We start from the raw sequence: 21,685 nt of genomic DNA on the forward strand, positions 1-21,685 counted from the left end.
GTGACCTACACGGTGGTAGCAAGCAACGTAGGTCCAAGTAACGTAGTGGGCGCCACAGTAGTGGACAATGCTCCTGCGGGCACAACGATCACGAGCTGGAGCGCAGTTTTTGCAGGAGGCGCCACGGGCACCGCCAGCGGCACCGGCAACATCAGTGAGCTGGTGAACATCCCGGCAAACGGCTCGATTACCTACACGATCAATGTATCGGTACCTTCCAACCAAACGGGGAATCTGGTGAATACCGCCACGGTAAGTGTACCAAGCGGCACGACTGACCCAACTCCGGGCAACAACTCGGCTATAGATACAGACACTCCGGCAGCATCAGCTGATCTGGTAATTACCAAAACGGATGGCAGTGCGACGTACACCCCTGGGGTAGGTGTGACTTACACCGTGGTAGCAAGCAATGCAGGTCCAAGTAATGTGGTAGGAGCTACTGTTACAGACAGTGCTCCAGCAGGTACCAGTATCAGCTCCTGGAGTGCAGTTTTTGCTGGTGGAGCCACAGGTACCGCCAACGGTACAGGCAACATCAGCGAGCTGGTGAACATTCCTGCGAATGGCTCGATTACGTATACGATTACTGTATCGGTACCTTCCAGCCAAACGGGCAACCTGGTGAACACCGCCACGGTGAGTGTACCAAGCGGTACGACTGACCCAACTCCGGGCAACAACTCGGCTACAGATACGGATACTCCGGCAGCATCGGCTGATCTGGTAATTACCAAAACGGACGGCAGTGCGACCTATACCCCTGGGGTAGGTGTGACCTACACTGTGGTAGCAAGCAACGCAGGTCCAAGTAACGTAGTGGGAGCTACTGTCACAGACAGTGCGCCAGCTGGTACGACGATCACTTCTTGGAGTGCAGTTTTTGCCGGTGGAGCCACAGGTACCGCCAACGGCACGGGCAACATCAGCGAGCTGGTGAACATCCCTGCAAATGGCTCGATTACCTACACGATCAATGTATCGGTACCTTCCAGCCAAACGGGGAACCTGGTGAACACCGCCACAGTCAGTGTACCGAGCGGTACAACCGACCCAACTCCGGGCAACAACTCGGCTACAGATACGGATACTCCGGCTCCATCGGCTGATCTGGTAATTACCAAAACGGATGGCAGTACGACCTACACCCCTGGGGTAGGTGTGACCTACACAGTGGTAGCAAGCAACGCAGGTCCAAGTAATGTGGTGGGAGCTACTGTTACAGACAGTGCTCCAGCAGGTACCAGTATCAGCTCCTGGAGTGCAGTTTTTGCTGGTGGAGCCACAGGTACCGCCAACGGTACAGGCAACATCAGCGAGCTGGTGAACATCCCTGCGAATGGCTCGATTACCTATACGATCACTGTATCGGTACCCTCCAGCCAAACGGGTAATTTGGTGAACACCGCGACAGTCAGTGTACCGAGCGGCACGACTGACCCAACGCCGGGCAACAACTCGGCTACAGATACGGATACTCCAGCGCCATCGGCTGATCTGGCAATCACCAAAACGGACGGCAGTGCAACGTACACACCTGGGGTAGGTGTGACTTACACCGTGGTGGCAAGCAATGCAGGTCCAAGTAATGTAGTGGGTGCCACGGTAGTGGACAATGCTCCAGCGGGCACAACGATCACGAGCTGGTCAGCGAGCTTTGCCGGAGGCGCTACAGGCACGGCCAATGGTACAGGCGACATCAGCGAGCTGGTGAACATTCCTGCAAATGGCTCGATTACCTACACGATCACTGTATCGGTACCCTCCAGCCAAACGGGTAACCTGGTGAATACCGCCACGGTCAATGTACCGAGCGGCACGACCGATCCAACTCCGGGCGACAACACGGCTACAGATACGGATACTCCGGCTCCATCAGCTGATCTGGTAATTACCAAAACGGACGGTAGTGCAAACTACACTCCTGGGGTAGGTGTGACCTACACAGTGGTAGCAAGCAACGCAGGTCCAAGTAATGTAGTGGGTGCCACAGTGGTGGATAATGCACCAGCGGGCACGACGATCAGCTCCTGGAGTGCAGTTTTTGCAGGAGGTGCCACAGGCACTGTCAATGGTACGGGCAACATCAGCGAGCTGGTGAACATCCCGGCAAATGGCTCGATTACGTATACGATTACTGTATCGGTACCTTCCAGCCAAACGGGTAATTTGGTGAACACTGCCACGGTCAGTGTACCAAGCGGCACGACCGATCCAACGCCTGGCAACAACACGGCAACAGATACAGACACTCCAGCCCCAACAGCTGATCTGGTGATTACCAAGACGGACGGCAGTGCGACGTACACCCCTGGGGTAGGTGTGACTTACACCGTGGTGGCGAGCAACGCAGGACCAAGTAATGTGGTAGGAGCTACTGTTACAGACAGTGCCCCAGCGGGCACAACGATCACGAGTTGGTCAGCGAGCTTTGCAGGAGGCGCTACGGGCATGGCCAATGGCACAGGCAATATCAGCGAACTGGTGAACATCCCGGCGAATGGCTCGATTACGTATACGATTACTGTATCGGTACCTTCCAGCCAAACGGGGAATCTGGTGAACACCGCCACGGTGAGTGTACCAAGCGGTACGACTGACCCAACTCCGGGCAACAACACGGCTACAGATACGGATACTCCGGCAGCATCCGCTGATCTGGTGATTACCAAAACGGATGGTAGTGCGACCTACACCCCTGGTGTGGGTGTGACTTACACCGTGGTAGCAAGCAACGCAGGTCCAAGTAATGTAGTGGGTGCCACGGTAGTGGACAGTGCTCCCGCGGGCACCAGCATTAGCTCCTGGAGTGCAGTTTTTGCAGGAGGAGCTACAGGTACCGCCAATGGCACAGGCAACATCAGCGAGCTGGTGAACATCCCTGCAAATGGCTCGATTACCTATACGATCAATGTATCGGTACCTTCCAGCCAAACGGGTAATTTGGTGAACACTGCCACGGTCAGTGTACCAAGCGGCACGACCGATCCAACGCCTGGCAACAACACGGCAACAGATACAGACACTCCAGCCCCAACAGCTGATCTGGTGATTACCAAAACGGACGGCAGTGCGACGTACACCCCTGGGGTAGGTGTGACTTACACCGTGGTAGCAAGCAATGCAGGTCCAAGTAATGTGGTAGGAGCTACTGTTACAGACAGTGCTCCAGCAGGTACCAGTATCAGCTCCTGGAGTGCAGTTTTTGCTGGTGGAGCCACAGGTGCCGCCAACGGTACAGGCAACATTAGCGAGCTGGTGAACATCCCCTCTGGTGGCTCGATTACCTATACGATCAATGTATCGGTACCTTCCAGCCGGACGGGCAATTTGGTGAACACCGCCACGGTCAGTGTACCTAGAGGTACGACCGACCCAACGCCAGGCAACAACTCGGCAACAGATACGGATACTCCGACTCCATCGGCAGACTTGTCAATCACCAAAACGGATGGTAGTGCAACCTACACCCCTGGGGTGGGTGTGACCTACACCGTTGTGGCGAGCAATGGAGGTCCAAGTAACGTAGTAGGTGCAACTGTAGTGGACAGTGCTCCATCTGGTACCACCATTACCTCTTGGAGTGCAGTTTTTGCAGGTGGCGCCACAGGTACCGCCAATGGTACAGGCAACATCAGCGAACTGGTGAACATCCCGGCAAACGGCTCGATTACGTACACGATCAATGTATCGGTACCCTCCAGCCAAACGGGTAACCTGGTGAACACCGCCACGGTAAGTGTACCAAGCGGCACAACCGACCCAACTCCAGGCAACAACACGGCAACAGATACGGATACTCCAGCAGCATCTGCAGACTTGTCAATCACCAAAACAGATGGCAGTGCCACCTATACCCCTGGGGTAGCTGTGACCTACACCGTGGTGGCAAGCAATGCAGGTCCAAGTAATGTGGTGGGTGCCACGGTAGTAGACAATGCACCTGCAGGCACAACGATCACAAGTTGGTCAGCGAGCTTTGCCGGAGGCGCTACAGGCACGGCCAATGGTACAGGCAACATCAGCGAGCTGGTGAACATCCCTGCAAATGGCTCGATTACCTATACGATCACTGTATCGGTACCTTCCAGCCAAACGGGTAACCTGGTGAACACCGCCACAGTCAGTGTACCGAGCGGTACAACCGATCCAACTCCGGGCAATAACACGGCAACAGATACGGATACTCCTGCTCCATCGGCTGATCTGGTAATCAGCAAAACGGACGGCAGTGCAACCTACACTCCTGGGGTGGGTGTGACCTACACCGTGGTAGCAAGCAACGCGGGTCCAAGTAATGTAGTAGGAGCTACTGTTACAGACAGTGCCCCAGCGGGCACGACGATCACGAGTTGGTCAGCGAGCTTTGCCGGAGGCGCTACAGGTGCTGCCAACGGTTCAGGCAACATCAGCGAGCTGGTGAACATTCCGGCAAATGGCTCGATTACCTATACGATCAATGTATCGGTACCTTCCGACCAAACGGGCAACTTGGTGAATACCGCCACAGTCAGTGTACCGAGCGGCACGACCGACCCAACTCCGGGCAACAACACGGCAACAGATACGGATACTCCGGCCCCATCTGCAGACTTGTCGATCAGCAAAACGAACGGCAGTGCGACCTATACCCCTGGAGTAGCTGTGACTTATACCGTGGTGGCAAGCAACGCAGGTCCAAGTAACGTAGTGGGTGCCACGGTAGTGGACAATGCCCCAGCGGGCACAACGATCACGAGCTGGTCAGCGAGCTTTGCCGGCGGAGCTACAGGCACCGCCAACGGTACAGGCAACATCAGCGAGTTGGTGAATATCCCAGCAAATGGCTCGATTACGTATACGATCAATGTATCGGTACCCTCCAGCCAAACGGGTAACCTGGTGAACACCGCCACGGTCAGTGTACCAAGCGGCACGACTGACCCAACTCCGGGCAACAACTCGGCTATAGATACGGATACTCCTGCTCCATCGGCTGATCTGGTAATTACCAAAACGGATGGCAGTGCGACGTACACCCCTGGGGTAGGTGTGACTTACACCGTGGTAGCAAGCAACGCGGGTCCAAGTAATGTGGTGGGTGCTACGGTAGTGGACAATGCACCTGCGGGGACGACGATCACGAGTTGGTCAGCGAGCTTTGCAGGTGGAGCTACAGGCACCGCCAATGGTACAGGTAACATCAGCCAGACGGTGAACATCCCGGCGAATGGCTCGATTACGTATACGATCACTGTATCGGTACCTTCCAGCCAAACGGGTAACCTGGTGAATACCGCCACAGTCAGTGTACCGAGTGGCACGACCGATCCAACTCCGGGCGACAACACGGCTACAGATACGGATACTCCGGCTCCATCAGCTGATCTGGTAATCACTAAAATGGACGGTAGTGCAACCTACACCCCTGGGGTAGGCGTGACTTACACAGTGGTGGCAAGCAATGCAGGACCAAGTAATGTGGTAGGAGCTACTGTTACAGACAGTGCCCCTGCGGGCACAACGATCACAAGTTGGTCAGCGAGCTTTGCCGGAGGCGCTACAGGCACGGCCAATGGTACAGGCGACATCAGCGAGCTGGTGAACATCCCTGCAACTGGCTCGATTACGTATACGATCAATGTATCGATACCTTCCAGCCAAACGGGTAATCTGGTGAATACCGCCACGGTCAGTGTACCGAGCGGTACGACCGATCCAACGCCGGGCAACAACACGGCAACAGATACGGATACTCCTGCTCCATCAGCTGATCTGGTAATCACTAAAACGGACGGCAGTGCAACCTACACTCCTGGGGTAGGCGTGACCTACACCGTGGTAGCGAGCAATGCAGGTCCAAGTAATGTAGTAGGAGCTACTGTTACAGACAGTGCACCAGCGGGCACGACGATCACGAGTTGGTCAGCGAGCTTTGCTGGAGGCGCTACAGGCACGGCCAATGGCACAGGCAACATCAGCGAGCTGGTGAACATCCCGGCAAATGGCTCGATTACGTATACGATCAATGTATCGGTACCTTCCAGCCAAACGGGTAATCTGGTGAACACCGCCACGGTCAGTGTACCGAGCGGTACGACCGATCCAACGCCGGGCAACAACACGGCAACAGATACGGATACTCCTGCTCCATCAGCTGATCTGGTAATCACTAAAACGGACGGCAGTGCAACCTACACTCCTGGGGTAGGCGTGACCTACACCGTGGTAGCAAGCAATGCAGGTCCAAGTAATGTAGTAGGAGCTACTGTTACAGACAGTGCACCAGCGGGCACCAGCATTAGCTCCTGGAGTGCAGTTTTTGCTGGTGGAGCTACAGGTACCGCCAATGGTACAGGCAACATCAGCGAGCTGGTGAACATCCCTGCAAATGGCTCGATTACCTACACGATCAATGTATCGGTACCTTCCAGCCAAACGGGTAATCTGGTGAATACCGCCACGGTCAGTGTACCGAGCGGCACGACCGATCCAACTCCAAGCAACAACTCAGCTACAGATACGGATACTCCGGCAGCATCGGCAGACTTGTCGATTACCAAAACGGATGGTAGTGCGACCTACACCCCTGGAGTAGCTGTGACTTATACCGTGGTGGCAAGCAACGCAGGACCAAGTAATGTGGTAGGAGCTGCGGTAGTGGACAACGCACCAGCGGGCACCAGCATTAGCTCCTGGAGTGCAGTTTTTGCAGGTGGGGCCACAGGCACCGCCAACGGTACGGGCAACATCAGCGAGCTGGTGAACATTCCGGCGAATGGCTCAATTACCTACACGATCAACGTATCGGTACCTTCCGGCCAAACGGGTAACCTGGTGAACACCGCGACAGTCAGTGTACCTAGCGGTACGACCGACCCAACGCCAGGCAACAACTCGGCAACAGATACGGATACTCCGACTCCATCGGCAGACTTGTCGATTACCAAAACGGACGGCAGTGCGACCTACACCCCTGGGGTGGGTGTGACCTACACCGTGGTAGCAAGCAACGCAGGACCAAGTAATGTGGTAGGAGCTACTGTTACAGACAGTGCCCCAGCGGGCACCAGCATTAGCTCCTGGAGTGCAGTTTTTGCTGGTGGAGCTACAGGTACCGCCAATGGTACAGGCAACATCAGCGAACTGGTGAACATCCCGGCAAACGGCTCGATTACCTACACGATCAATGTATCGGTACCTTCCAACCAAACGGGGAATCTGGTGAATACCGCCACGGTAAGTGTACCAAGCGGCACGACTGACCCAACTCCGGGCAACAACACGGCTACAGATACAGACACTCCCGCAGCATCTGCAGACTTGTCAATTACCAAAACAGACGGAAGTGCCACCTACACCCCTGGGGTAGCTGTGACCTACACCGTGGTAGCAAGCAACGCAGGCCCAAGTAATGTAGTGGGTGCCACGGTAGTAGACAATGCACCAGCGGGCACCAGCATTAGCTCCTGGAGTGCAGTTTTTGCAGGAGGTGCCACAGGCACTGTCAATGGTACAGGCAACATCAGCGAGCTGGTGAACATTCCTGCAAATGGCTCGATTACCTACACGATCACTGTATCGGTACCCTCCAGCCAAACGGGTAACCTGGTGAATACCGCCACGGTCAGTGTACCAAGCGGTACGACCGATCCAACGCCGGGCAACAACACGGCAACAGATACAGATACTCCGGCAGCATCGGCTGATCTGGTAATTACCAAAACGGACGGCAGTGCGACCTACACCCCTGGGGTAGGTGTGACCTACACTGTGGTAGCAAGCAACGCAGGTCCAAGTAATGTGGTGGGAGCTACTGTTACAGACAGTGCTCCTGCGGGCACGACGATCACGAGTTGGTCAGCGAGCTTTGCTGGAGGTGCTACAGGTACCGCCAATGGTACAGGCGACATCAACGAGCTGGTGAACATCCCGGCAAACGGCTCGATTACCTATACGATTAATGTATCGGTACCCTCCAGCCAAACGGGTAACCTGGTGAACACAGCCACAGTCAGTGTACCAAGCGGTACGACCGATCCAACGCCGGGCGACAACACGGCAACAGATACAGATACTCCCGCAGCATCGGCAGACTTGTCGATCACCAAAACGGATGGCAGTGCGACGTACACCCCTGGGGTAGCTGTGACCTACACCGTGGTAGCAAGCAACGCGGGTCCAAGTAACGTAGTGGGAGCTACTGTCACAGACAGTGCCCCAGCGGGCACGACGATCACGAGTTGGTCAGCGAGCTTTGCCGGAGGCGCTACAGGTGCTGCCAATGGTACAGGCAACATCAGCGAGCTGGTGAACATCCCTGCAAATGGCTCGATTACGTATACGATCACTGTATCGGTACCCTCCAGCCAAACGGGTAACCTGGTGAACACCGCGACAGTCAGTGTACCAAGCGGCACGACTGACCCCACTCCGGGCAACAACACGGCAACAGATACGGATACTCCTGCTCCATCGGCAGACTTGTCGATCACCAAAACGGATGGCAGTGCGACGTACACCCCTGGGGTAGGCGTGACCTACACCGTGGTGGCGAGCAATGCAGGTCCAAGTAACGTAGTGGGTGCCACGGTGGTGGACAACGCTCCTGCGGGCACGAGCATTACCTCCTGGAGTGCAGTTTTTGCAGGTGGGGCTACTGGTACGGCCAATGGTACAGGCAACATCAGCGAGCTGGTGAACATCCCGGCAAATGGCTCGATTACGTATACGATCACGGTATCGGTACCTTCCAGCCAAACGGGTAATCTGGTGAATACCGCCACGGTCAGTGTACCGAGCGGCACGACCGACCCCACTCCGGGCAACAACTCGGCAACAGATACGGATACTCCGGCCCCATCAGCTGATCTGGTAATTACCAAAACGGATGGCAGTGCGACCTACACCCCTGGGGTAGGTGTGACCTACACTGTGGTAGCAAGCAACGCAGGTCCAAGTAATGTGGTGGGAGCTACTGTTACAGACAGTGCTCCTGCGGGCACGACGATCACGAGTTGGTCAGCGAGCTTTGCTGGAGGTGCTACAGGTACCGCCAATGGTACAGGCGACATCAACGAGCTGGTGAACATCCCGGCAAACGGCTCGATTACCTATACGATTAATGTATCGGTACCCTCCAGCCAAACGGGTAACCTGGTGAACACAGCCACAGTCAGTGTACCAAGCGGTACGACCGATCCAACGCCGGGCAACAACAAGGCAACAGATACAGATACTCCCGCAGCATCGGCAGACTTGTCGATCACCAAAACGGATGGCAGTGCGACGTACACCCCTGGGGTAGCTGTGACCTACACCGTGGTAGCAAGCAACGCGGGTCCAAGTAACGTAGTAGGAGCTACTGTTACAGACAGTGCCCCAGCGGGCACGACGATCACGAGTTGGTCAGCGAGCTTTGCCGGAGGCGCCACTGGTGCCGCCAATGGCACAGTCAACATCAGCGAGCTGGTGAACATTCCGGTGAATGGCTCGATTACGTATACGATCAACGTATCGGTACCTTCCAGCCAAACGGGTAACCTGGTGAACACTGCCACGGTAAGTGTACCGAGCGGCACGACCGATCCAACTCCAGGCAACAACACGGCAACAGATACGGATACTCCCGCTCCATCGGCAGACTTGTCGATTACCAAAACGGACGGCAGTGCGACCTACACCCCTGGGGTAGGTGTGACCTACACCGTGGTAGCGAGCAACGGAGGTCCAAGTAATGTGGTTGGAGCCACGATAGTGGACAACGCACCAGCGGGTACGACGATCACGAGTTGGTCAGCGAGCTTTGCCGGAGGGGCCACAGGTACCGCCAACGGTACAGGCAACATCAGCGAGCTGGTGAACATCCCTGCGAATGGCTCGATTACGTATACGATCAACGTATCGGTACCTTCCAGCCAAACGGGTAATCTGGTGAATACCGCCACGGTCAGTGTACCGAGCGGCACGACCGATCCAACTCCGGGCAACAACACGGCAACAGATACGGATACTCCGGCAGCATCGGCTGATCTGGTAATTACCAAAACGGACGGTAGTACAACCTATACCCCTGGGGTGGGTGTGACCTACACCGTGGTAGCGAGCAACGCAGGTCCAAGTAACGCAGTAGGTGCCACGGTAGTGGACGATGCCCCAGCGGGCACAACGATCACGAGTTGGTCAGCGAGCTTTGCCGGAGGCGCTACGGGCACTGTCAATGGTACCGGCAACATCAGCGAGCTGGTGAACATCCCCTCTGGTGGCTCGATTACGTACACGATCAATGTATCGGTACCTTCCGGCCAAACGGGGAATCTGGTGAACACCGCCACGGTCAGTGTACCGAGCGGCACAACTGATCCAACTCCGGGCAACAACACGGCAACAGATACGGATACTCCGGCCCCGTCGGCTGATCTGGTAATTACCAAAACGGATGGCAGTACCACCTACACCCCTGGGGTAGGTGTGACTTATACCGTGGTGGCAAGCAATGCAGGTCCAAGTAATGTATTAGGAGCTACTGTTACAGACAGTGCCCCAGCGGGCACGACGATCACGAGTTGGTCAGCGAGCTTTGCAGGAGGTGCTACAGGCACCGCCAATGGCACAGGCAACATCAGCGAGCTGGTGAACATCCCTGCAAATGGCTCGATTACGTATACGATCACTGTATCGGTACCCTCCAGCCAAACGGGTAACCTGGTGAACACCGCCACGGTCAGTGTACCGAGCGGCACGACCGATCCAACTCCAGACAACAACACGGCTACAGATACGGATACTCCGGCGCCATCGGCTGATCTGGTAATTACCAAAACGGATGGCAGTGCGACTTACACCCCTGGGGTAGGTGTGACCTACACCGTGGTAGCAAGCAACGCGGGTCCAAGTAATGTGGTGGGTGCTACGGTAGTGGACAACGCACCAGCGGGTACGACGATCACGAGTTGGTCAGCGAGCTTTGCCGGAGGGGCCACAGGTACCGCCAACGGTACAGGCAACATCAGCGAGCTGGTGAACATTCCTGCGAATGGCTCGATTACCTATACGATTAATGTATCGGTACCTTCCAGCCGGACGGGTAATCTGGTGAACACCGCCACGGTCAGTGTACCGAGCGGCACGACTGATCCAACTCCGGGCAACAACTCGGCAACAGATACAGACACTCCAGCCCCATCGGCTGATCTAGTAATCACCAAAACGGATGGCAGTGCGACTTATACCCCTGGGGTGGGTGTGACTTACACCGTGGTAGCAAGCAACGCAGGTCCAAGTAATGTGGTAGGAGCTACTGTCACAGACAGTGCGCCTGCAGGTACCAGCATTAGCTCTTGGAGTGCAGTTTTTGCCGGAGGTGCTACCGGCACCGCCAATGGCACAGGCAATATCAGCGAGCAGGTGAACATCCCGGCAACTGGCTCGATTACCTACACGATCAATGTATCGGTACCTTCCAGCCAAACGGGTAACCTGGTGAATACCGCCACGGTAAGTGTACCGAGCGGCACAACCGATCCAACTCCGGGCGACAACACGGCTACAGATACAGACACTCCCGCAGCATCTGCAGACTTGTCAATTACCAAAACAGACGGCAGTGCGACGTACACCCCTGGGGTGGGTGTGACTTATACCGTGGTAGCAAGCAACGCAGGTCCAAGTAACGTAGTGGGAGCTACTGTCACAGACAGTGCGCCAGCTGGTACGACGATCACTTCTTGGAGTGCAGTTTTTGCAGGAGGCGCCACCGGCACCGCCAATGGCACAGGCAACATCAGCGAGCTGGTGAACATCCCTGCAAATGGCTCGATTACCTATACGGTCACTGTATCGGTACCTTCCAGCCAAACGGGTAACCTGGTGAATACTGCCACAGTCAGTGTACCGAGCGGTACGACCGATCCAACTCCAGACAACAACACGGCAACAGATACGGACACTCCGGCAGCATCGGCAGACTTGTCGATCAGCAAAACGGATGGCAGTACAACCTACACCCCTGGGGTAGGCGTGACCTACACCGTGGTAGCAAGCAACGCGGGTCCAAGTAATGTGGTGGGTGCTACGGTAGTGGACAACGCACCAGCGGGTACGACGATCACGAGTTGGTCAGCGAGCTTTGCCGGAGGGGCCACAGGTACCGCCAACGGTACAGGCAACATCAGCGAGCTGGTGAACATTCCTGCGAATGGCTCGATTACCTATACGATTAATGTATCGGTACCTTCCAGCCGGACGGGTAATCTGGTGAACACCGCCACGGTAAGTGTACCGAGCGGCACGACTGATCCAACTCCGGGCAACAACTCGGCAACAGATACAGATACTCCCGCAGCATCGGCAGACTTGTCGATCAGCAAAACGGACGGTAGTGCAACCTACACCCCTGGGGTGGGTGTGACCTACACCGTAGTAGCGAGCAACGCAGGTCCAAGTAATGTGGTAGGAGCTACTGTTACAGACAGTGCTCCAGCAGGTACCAGCATCAGCTCCTGGAGTGCAGTTTTTGCCGGTGGCGCCACAGGCACTGCCAATGGTACAGGCAACATCAGCGAACTGGTGAGCATCCCAGCAAATGGCTCGATTACTTACACGATCACTGTATCGGTACCCTCCAGCCAAACGGGCAACTTGGTGAATACCGCCACGGTCAGTGTGCCAAGCGGCACAACTGATCCAACGCCTGGCAACAACACGGCTACAGATACGGATACTCCGGCAGCATCGGCTGATCTGGTAATTACCAAAACGGATGGCAGTGCGACTTACACTCCTGGGGTGGGTGTGACCTACACCGTGGTAGCAAGCAACGCGGGTCCAAGTAATGTGGTGGGTGCCACGGTAGTGGACAGTGCACCAGCGGGCACGACGATCACGAGTTGGTCAGCGAGCTTTGCCGGTGGAGCTACAGGCACTGCCAATGGTACAGGCAACATCAGCGAGTTGGTGAACATTCCGGCAAATGGCTCGATTACGTACACGATCAATGTATCGGTACCTTCCAGCCAAACGGGTAACCTGGTGAATACCGCCACGGTCAGTGTACCGAGCGGCACAACCGATCCAACTCCAGACAACAACACGGCTACAGATACGAACACTCCGGCCCCATCGGCAGATCTGGTAATTACCAAAACGGATGGCAGTACCACCTACACCCCTGGGGTAGGTGTGACCTACACCGTGGTAGCAAGCAACGATGGACCAAGTAACGTGGTGGGTGCTACTGTCACAGACAGTGCTCCAGCAGGCACGACGATCAGCTCCTGGAGTGCAGTTTTTGCCGGTGGAGCTACAGGCACTGTCAACGGTACAGGCAACATCAGCGAGCTGGTGAACATTCCTGCGAATGGCTCGATTACGTATACGATCAACGTATCGGTACCCTCCAGCCAAACGGGTAACCTGGTGAACACCGCCACAGTCAGTGTACCGAGCGGTACGACCGATCCAACGCCGGGCGACAACACGGCAACAGATACGGATACTCCTGCTCCATCGGCTGATCTGGTAATCAGCAAAACGGACGGCAGTACAACCTACACCCCTGGGGTAGGTGTGACCTACACCGTTGTGGCGAGCAATGGAGGTCCAAGTAACGTAGTAGGTGCAACTGTAGTGGACAGTGCTCCATCTGGTACCACCATTACCTCCTGGAGTGCAGTTTTTGCAGGTGGAGCTACAGGCACCGCCAACGGCACGGGCAACATCAGCGAGCTGGTGAACATACCTGCGAATGGCTCGATTACCTATACGATCACTGTATCGGTACCCTCCAGCCAAACGGGTAATCTGGTGAATACCGCCACGGTCAGTGTACCAAGCGGCACGACTGATCCAACTCCGGGCGACAACACGGCAATAGATACGGATACTCCGGCTCCATCGGCTGATCTGGTAATTACCAAAACGGATGGCAGTGCGACTTACACTCCTGGGGTGGGTGTGACCTACACCGTGGTAGCGAGCAACGCAGGCCCAAGTAATGTGGTGGGTGCTACGGTAGTGGACAATGCCCCAGCGGGCACGACGATCACGAGTTGGTCAGCGAGCTTTGCAGGTGGCGCTACCGGCACCGCTAGTGGTACAGGCAACATCAGCGAACTGGTAAACATCCCTGCAAATGGCTCGATTACCTATACGATCAATGTATCGGTACCTTCCAGCCAAACGGGCAACCTGATGAACACCGCCACGGTCAGTGTACCGAGCGGCACGACTGATCCAACTCCGGGCAACAACTCGGCAACAGATACGGACACTCCAGCCCCATCGGCAGACTTGTCAATTACCAAAACGGACGGTAGTGCAACCTACACCCCTGGAGTGGGTGTGACCTACACCGTGGTAGCGAGCAACGCAGGACCAAGTAATGTAGTGGGTGCCACGGTAGTAGACAATGCTCCTGCGGGCACCAGCATTAGCTCCTGGAGTGCAGTTTTTGCCGGAGGCGCTACAGGCACCGCCAACGGCACAGGCAACATTAGCGAGCTGGTGAACATTCCTGCAAATGGCTCGATTACGTATACGATTACTGTATCGGTACCCTCCAGCCAAACGGGCAACCTGGTGAACACCGCCACGGTCAGTGTACCGAGCGGCACGACCGACCCAACGCCAGGTAACAACACAGCCACAGATACGGATACTCCGGCCCCATCGGCTGATCTGGTAATCAGCAAAACGGACGGCAGTGCGACCTACACCCCTGGGGTAGGCGTGACCTACACCGTGGTAGCGAGCAACGTAGGACCAAGTAATGTCGTGGGTGCTACTGTCACAGACAGTGCGCCAGCGGGCACTAGCATCAGCTCCTGGAGTGCAGTTTTTGCCGGAGGAGCTACTGGCACCGCCAATGGTACAGGCAACATCAGTGAACTGGTGAACATCCCGGCGAATGGCTCGATTACCTATACGATCAATGTATCGGTACCCTCCAGCCAAACGGGTAATCTGGTGAATACCGCCACGGTCAGTGTACCAAGCGGTACGACCGATCCAACGCCGGGCGACAACACGGCAACAGATACGGATACTCCTGCTCCATCGGCTGATCTGGTAATCAGCAAAACGGACGGCAGTGCAACCTACACTCCTGGGGTAGGCGTGACCTACACCGTGGTAGCAAGCAATGCAGGTCCAAGTAATGTAGTAGGAGCTACTGTTACAGACAGTGCCCCAGCGGGCACGACGATCACGAGTTGGTCAGCGAGCTTTGCAGGAGGCGCTACAGGTGCTGCCAACGGTACAGGCAACATCAGCGAGCTGGTGAACATTCCGGCAAATGGCTCGATTACCTATACGATCAATGTATCTGTACCTTCCGACCAAACGGGTAACTTGGTGAATACCGCCACAGTCAGTGTGCCGAGCGGCACGACCGACCCAACTCCGGGCAACAACACGGCAACAGATACGGATACTCCGGCCCCATCTGCAGACTTGTCGATCAGCAAAACGAACGGCAGTGCGACCTATACCCCTGGAGTAGCTGTGACTTATACCGTGGTGGCAAGCAACGCAGGTCCAAGTAACGTAGTGGGTGCCACGGTAGTGGACAATGCCCCAGCGGGCACAACGATCACGAGCTGGTCAGCGAGCTTTGCCGGCGGAGCTACAGGCACCGCCAACGGTACAGGCAACATCAGCGAGTTGGTGAATATCCCAGCAAATGGCTCGATTACGTATACGATCACTGTATCGGTACCCTCCAGCCAAACGGGTAACCTGGTGAATACCGCCACGGTCAGTGTACCAAGCGGCACGACGGATCCAACTCCAGACAACAGCACGGCTACAGATACGGATACTCCGGCTCCATCGGCTGATCTGGTAATTACCAAAACGGACGGCAGTACCACCTACACCCCTGGGGTAGGTGTGACCTACACCGTGGTAGCGAGCAACGCAGGTCCAAGTAATGTCGTGGGAGCTACTGTTACAGACAGTGCGCCAGCGGGCACTAGCATCAGCTCCTGGAGTGCAGTTTTTGCAGGCGGTGCTACCGGCGCCGCCAACGGCACAGGCAACATCAGCGAGCTGGTGAACATCCCAGCGAAGGGCTCGATTACCTATACGATCAACGTATCGGTACCTTCCGGCCAAACGGGCAACTTGGTGAACACCGCCACGGTAAGTGTACCAAGCGGCACGACCGACCCAACGCCGGGCAACAACACGGCTACAGATACGGATACTCCTGCTCCATCAGCAGATCTGGTAATCACTAAAACGGACGGTAGTGCGACCTATACCCCTGGAGTAGGTGTGACCTACACCGTGGTAGCAAGCAACGCAGGTCCAAGTAATGTAGTGGGAGCCACTGTTACAGACAGTGCGCCAGCAGGTACCAGCATTACCTCTTGGAGTGCAGTTTTTGCAGGAGGTGCTACGGGTACTTTCAATGGTACAGGCAACATCAGCGAGCTGGTGAACATCCCCTCTGGTGGCTCGATTACCTATACGATCAATGTATCGGTACCTTCCAGCCAAACGGGTAATCTGGTGAACACCGCCACAGTCAGTGTACCGAACGGCACAACAGACCCAACTCCGGGCAACAACACGGCAACAGATACGGATACTCCAGCAGCATCGGCTGATCTGGTAATTACCAAAACGGATGGCAGTGCAACCTACACCCCTGGGGTAGGTGTGACCTACACCGTGGTGGCAAGCAATGCAGGTCCAAGTAATGTGGTTGGAGCCACGATAGTGGACAACGCACCAGCGGGCACAACGATCACGAGTTGGTCAGCGAGCTTTGCCGGAGGTGCCACTGGTGCCGCCAATGGCACAGGCAACATCAGCGAGTTGGTGAACATTCCGGTGAATGGCTCGATTACCTATACGATCAATGTATCGGTACCTTCCAGCCAAACGGGTAACCTGGTGAACACTGCCACGGTAAGTGTACCGAGCGGCACGACCGATCCAACTCCAGGCAACAACACGGCTACAGATAGCGACAACCTGCTGCCCTATAGTTGTGCTTGCCAAGATGTAACCGTAAGCTTGGATGCTAACTGCCAATTTTTACTGACTACGAATTTGGTGTCAGATGGTAATTGCCCAGGATCCTATGTACGAGTAATGGACAATGACCCAGGCAATGGGGCTATTATTGATTGTGCGGGCGTTTGGACCTATGGTTTGTTCCGTTCCGATGGCACGATCATCTGCTGGGGCAAGGTAACTGCAGAAGACAAGACTGCACCAGCTCTGGTGTGTGCTCCTGCGGATTTCACTTTGGATTGCTACGATGTAAACTACGTGTTGAACAATCGTTTGACGATTGGTAACGTAGGTGCATTTAACTCTCCACGTCCTGCTGCAACGGGTAGCCAAACCATCAACAACGCTGAAGGTGTTGCTGGAACTGGTGACAACTGCCAATTGGGCTTGATTCCTCCAGGCCTGGTTTCTGACAACATCAAAAACCTGGGTTATGCTTACTTCAAAGACAACTGCTACAACTGTGGTTGCCGGGTAACCCTGAAGTGGAGCGACAAAGTGGTTTTCTACAACTGTGATGACATGAAGGTTAATGGCGGCCTCTATGCTACGATCTCTCGCGAGTGGGTAGCTACTGATTGCAACGGCATGCGTTCTGACTACACACAGAAAATCCACTTCACTCGTCCAGACCTGAGCGATTTTGTGTTCAAGGATGAGAATCCAGAAGGCAAGTACGATCATGTTGTTGAGTACAACTCTTGTACTCCCGACAAGAGCCTGATCAAGAAGGAAGATGTAACTCCATATGTATGCAGCTACTTCAACAATCCTCCTTCTAACCCACGTTGTTTGTTCATCGACCAGGTTGAGTGCAACTATTCTGTATCGATCAAAGACACTGAGTTCCCAATCTGTGGCGGCAAAGGTGTTAAAATCGATCGTGAACTGTATGTATTTGACTGGTGTGCAGGTGGTATCGTAGATACTTTCCACATCCTGATCAAAATCGGTGACTTCACTGCTCCAACTTGTGAGTATGCACATGGTGCTCCTTACGACATTTCTACTGGCCCAATGGATTGCACTGCAGCCATTCCAGTAACTGTTGCTGGCATCAAAACTGCCTTTGGTGTAACCATCAAGGACAACTGTGCACTGGGTAATGTAAGCGTAAGTGTTTACACCAAAGATCGTTATGTAAAAGGTATTTTGGTTTACGAAGGACCAGAAGATCCGCTCTGTAATGATGTTGCTCGCAAAGGCGAACTGCGTGGTGACCACGATGCTTACCAATTGGGCGCTTGCGACAAAGAAGACATCTGCTGGGACAAAGTTGAATATGCTGTAATGAACGGCATGATGATCGGCCTTCCAGTGGGCAAGCACCTGATGGTGATTGACGCTTTCGATGGTTGCTACAATGCTTCTACCTGCTGCTTCATCTTCGAAGTTAAGGACAAGATTGCACCTGTAATGAAGTGTGACGATGACCTGCATGTAACGCTGAGCAACGCCAATGGCTATACCAGCGGTTATGCCCAGGTATCTGCAGCAGACATTGATGAGAACTCAACTGACAACTGCAAACTGGCCTGGATCGCGGTTCGCCGTAATGTACCCGATGCATGTGTTGCGAGCTTTATCGCTAAAGGCTATGACACCAACGGCAACGGTAAACTGGATGCAGCTACTGCTTCCGGGGATGTAACGAAAGCCGACGGTTTTGACATCAATGGAGATGGGGACATTGCCGACTTTGGCGAAGCCTTCATCATCAAGGGTGGAAAATTGATGACACCACTAGCTGACATCGTCGAGTTCTTCTGCTGTGATCTTACCGAACGGGTAACGGTAGAATTGTGGGGCGGTGACGAGAGCGGCAACACTAACTATTGCTGGATGGATCTGGCGATCGAAGACAAAGTTGCTCCCGTTTGTGCCGCACCCTGGAATATGGTGATCGATTGTGACGACAAGAACCTGGGCCTGATTGATTCCAAAACGGCATCAGCACGCTTCTTTGGCGATGTGACGATTGTGAGTGGCAATGATTGTGCACCTTTGGATACGGTTTATACGGTAGAGAAGAAACTGAAGTGTGGCGCAGGTTACATCATCCGCAAGTGGACTTTGACCAAACAAACAGCCAAAGGCCCGATCACGGTAGAATGTAGCCAAAAAATTACCATCAGAGCCATTCACCAATACAACATCTGTTTCCCCAAAGATGCTTCTTCAGATTGCAAGACACCAATTGTGGATACAGTACTCACCGATGAATTGGGTTGCGACATCCTGGCGGTGAATGTATTTGACAAACGTTACGATGCTTCGGACGACGAGTGCTACAAGATTTTCCGTACGTATACCGTGATCAACTGGTGTGCCTACGATGATCGTTGTGGTGATCCAATGACAGAAGGCAATGTATACGTGGTGAACCGGGCAACCTTTGGCAACTATGGCAAGGCACCGATCTACGTATTGGTACGCGATGAAAACCGCAATGAAGTCGAAGAGTTCTACCTGTCGAAAGACCTGACGCCAAAGAATGCGGACGATGAAAGATTCTTCCCGGCCAAGTGTACCGCTACGGATGAATACTACCACAGCTTCATGTACACCCAGATCATCAAAGTGTACGACAGTGAAAGTCCGGTGGTAACAGCTACCCGTGATACCTTCTGTACCAGCCCAACAGCTTGTACCGCCAGCATCACCAAGGTGGTTACACTGAAAGACAACTGTACGAACCTGGTCGAACTGGAGCGTCAACAATTGATGATTGCACCTTTCCAAACCTTGGATGCTGGCAAAATGATTTTGTACAGCACCCCAAGATGGAGTGTGAAGGATTTGGGCAATGGCCAGTTTGAAATCAGTGTAAGCAACGTGCCAGAAGGGCTGCACGACCTGATTGTGGTTGGCCGTGATGAATGTGGCAATCTGAGCGTAGCTACCCGCCTGCCATTTGTGGTGAAAGATTGTAAGGCACCGGCACCAATTTGTATCAATGGATTGAGCACTGATTTGATGCCTGATGGCAACAATGGAGGTATGATGACCGTATGGGCAACTGACCTGGTAGCCTCGAAGATTTACGATTGCAACGGCCAGGGGCCAGAAACAAAGGATGGTTTGAAACTGGTTACCAAGTACTCGATCAACCGGGTTGGGGCTCCAGTGATACCCACTCAGACTAGCCTGAACCTGACTTGTGCTGATGCGGGTAAATTGATCTTAGCTGAACTGCATGCCTGGGACGAAGCCGGTAATCACGATTTCTGTGTGACCTTCATCGAAGTTCAGGACAATCGCAAAGTATGTCCAGGGGTAGATCCACTTGCTGCTAAGATCAGCGGTGTAATCACTACGGATGAGTTGGAACCACTAAATGGTGTCAACCTGGATCTGAGTGGAACCATGCAGATGAACCAAACCACAAGTACCAATGGTGCCTATTTGTTCAACAACCTGACCAAAGGAGGCGACTATACCGTAACTGCACAACTGGACAAAAACCACATCAATGGAGTTTCTACTTTAGATATATTGCTGATCCAAAAACACATTCTGGGCATTGGTTCGATTACCAATCCATATCGTTTAATTGCGGCAGATGTGAATAATTCCAAGACAATTTCCACACTGGATATGATTCAAATTCGGAAATTGATTCTGGGAATAGATACCAAGTATACCCATGTACCGAGTTGGAAGTTTGTAGATGCGAGCTACACTTTCCCAGAAACGGGTAATCCCTGGTCAGCATTGATACCTGAAGTAGCGAACATGAATGACTTGGTGGGTGAAGTGAAGGCCGACTTCATTGCGATCAAAATGGGTGACGTGAATGGCAATGCCAGTGCAAGCGGAGCAGTAGCAAGTGAAATTCGTGGAGCGAAGGACATGATCCTGAATACGACCGAACAAACACTGAAAGCTGGCCAAACCTACGAAGTACCTTTCCGGGCCAAAGACCTGGCGCAACTACAAGGCTTCCAGTTTACCCTCCAGGTGGCTGAGCAGGCCGAGATTGTAGGCTTAGACTACGGTGTGATGAAAGCTGAAAACTTTGGTTTGTTCCAAAATGAAGGCATCCTCACCACGTCGTTCCATAGCGTTGCGGCCTTGGCAGATGATGCAATCCTCTTCACCCTCAAGCTAAAAGCCAACAAGGCCAGCAACTTGAGCGAAGTATTGACCATCAACAGTCGCCGGACGAACATCGAAGCCTACAGCCTGCAAAATGAAGTGATGGGTGTGCAGTTGAGCTTTGGCCGCAAAGCTGTAGAGGATCGTGCAGCATTGTACCAAAACACGCCCAACCCCTTCACCGATGAGACGCAGATCGGCTTTTACCTGCCCAGCGCAACCCGTGCTGTACTGACCGTAAGAGATGTAAAAGGTGCCTTGATTTACAAAGTGGAAGGCAATTACACCAAAGGCAACAACCAGGTGATCCTCAGGAAGGAGCAACTACGGGCCAGTGGAGTGATGTATTACACTTTGGAGACAAGTGAGTTCACTACCACCAAAAAAATGGTGCTGCTGAACCGGTAGTCCTAGATTTTTTCCAGATAATTTTTATATACAGATATGCACGAGGGCTCTCCGTAAAACGGGAGCCCTTTTTTATTTTGATGTAGTGGATTATTTTGATTATCAGGTCTCTTTTATAGAAAAAAAACCAAAAAATACACCAAATAGAGTACGGAATTACCGGCTAAGTGCCCATGAA

At 54.0% G+C, this 21,685-nt stretch carries 1 protein-coding gene; it reads left to right on the top strand.

From position 1 onward, the window contains the following. Complete coding sequence (locus ACO08K_RS16735) at positions 1–21,507, top strand: hypothetical protein (RefSeq protein ID WP_421797555.1); 21,507 nt, start codon at positions 1–3, stop codon at positions 21,505–21,507. Positions 21,508–21,685: the final 178 nt, after the last annotated feature.

The organism is Haliscomenobacter sp. (assembly GCF_965225875.1).
Taxonomy (GTDB): domain Bacteria; phylum Bacteroidota; class Bacteroidia; order Chitinophagales; family Saprospiraceae; genus Haliscomenobacter.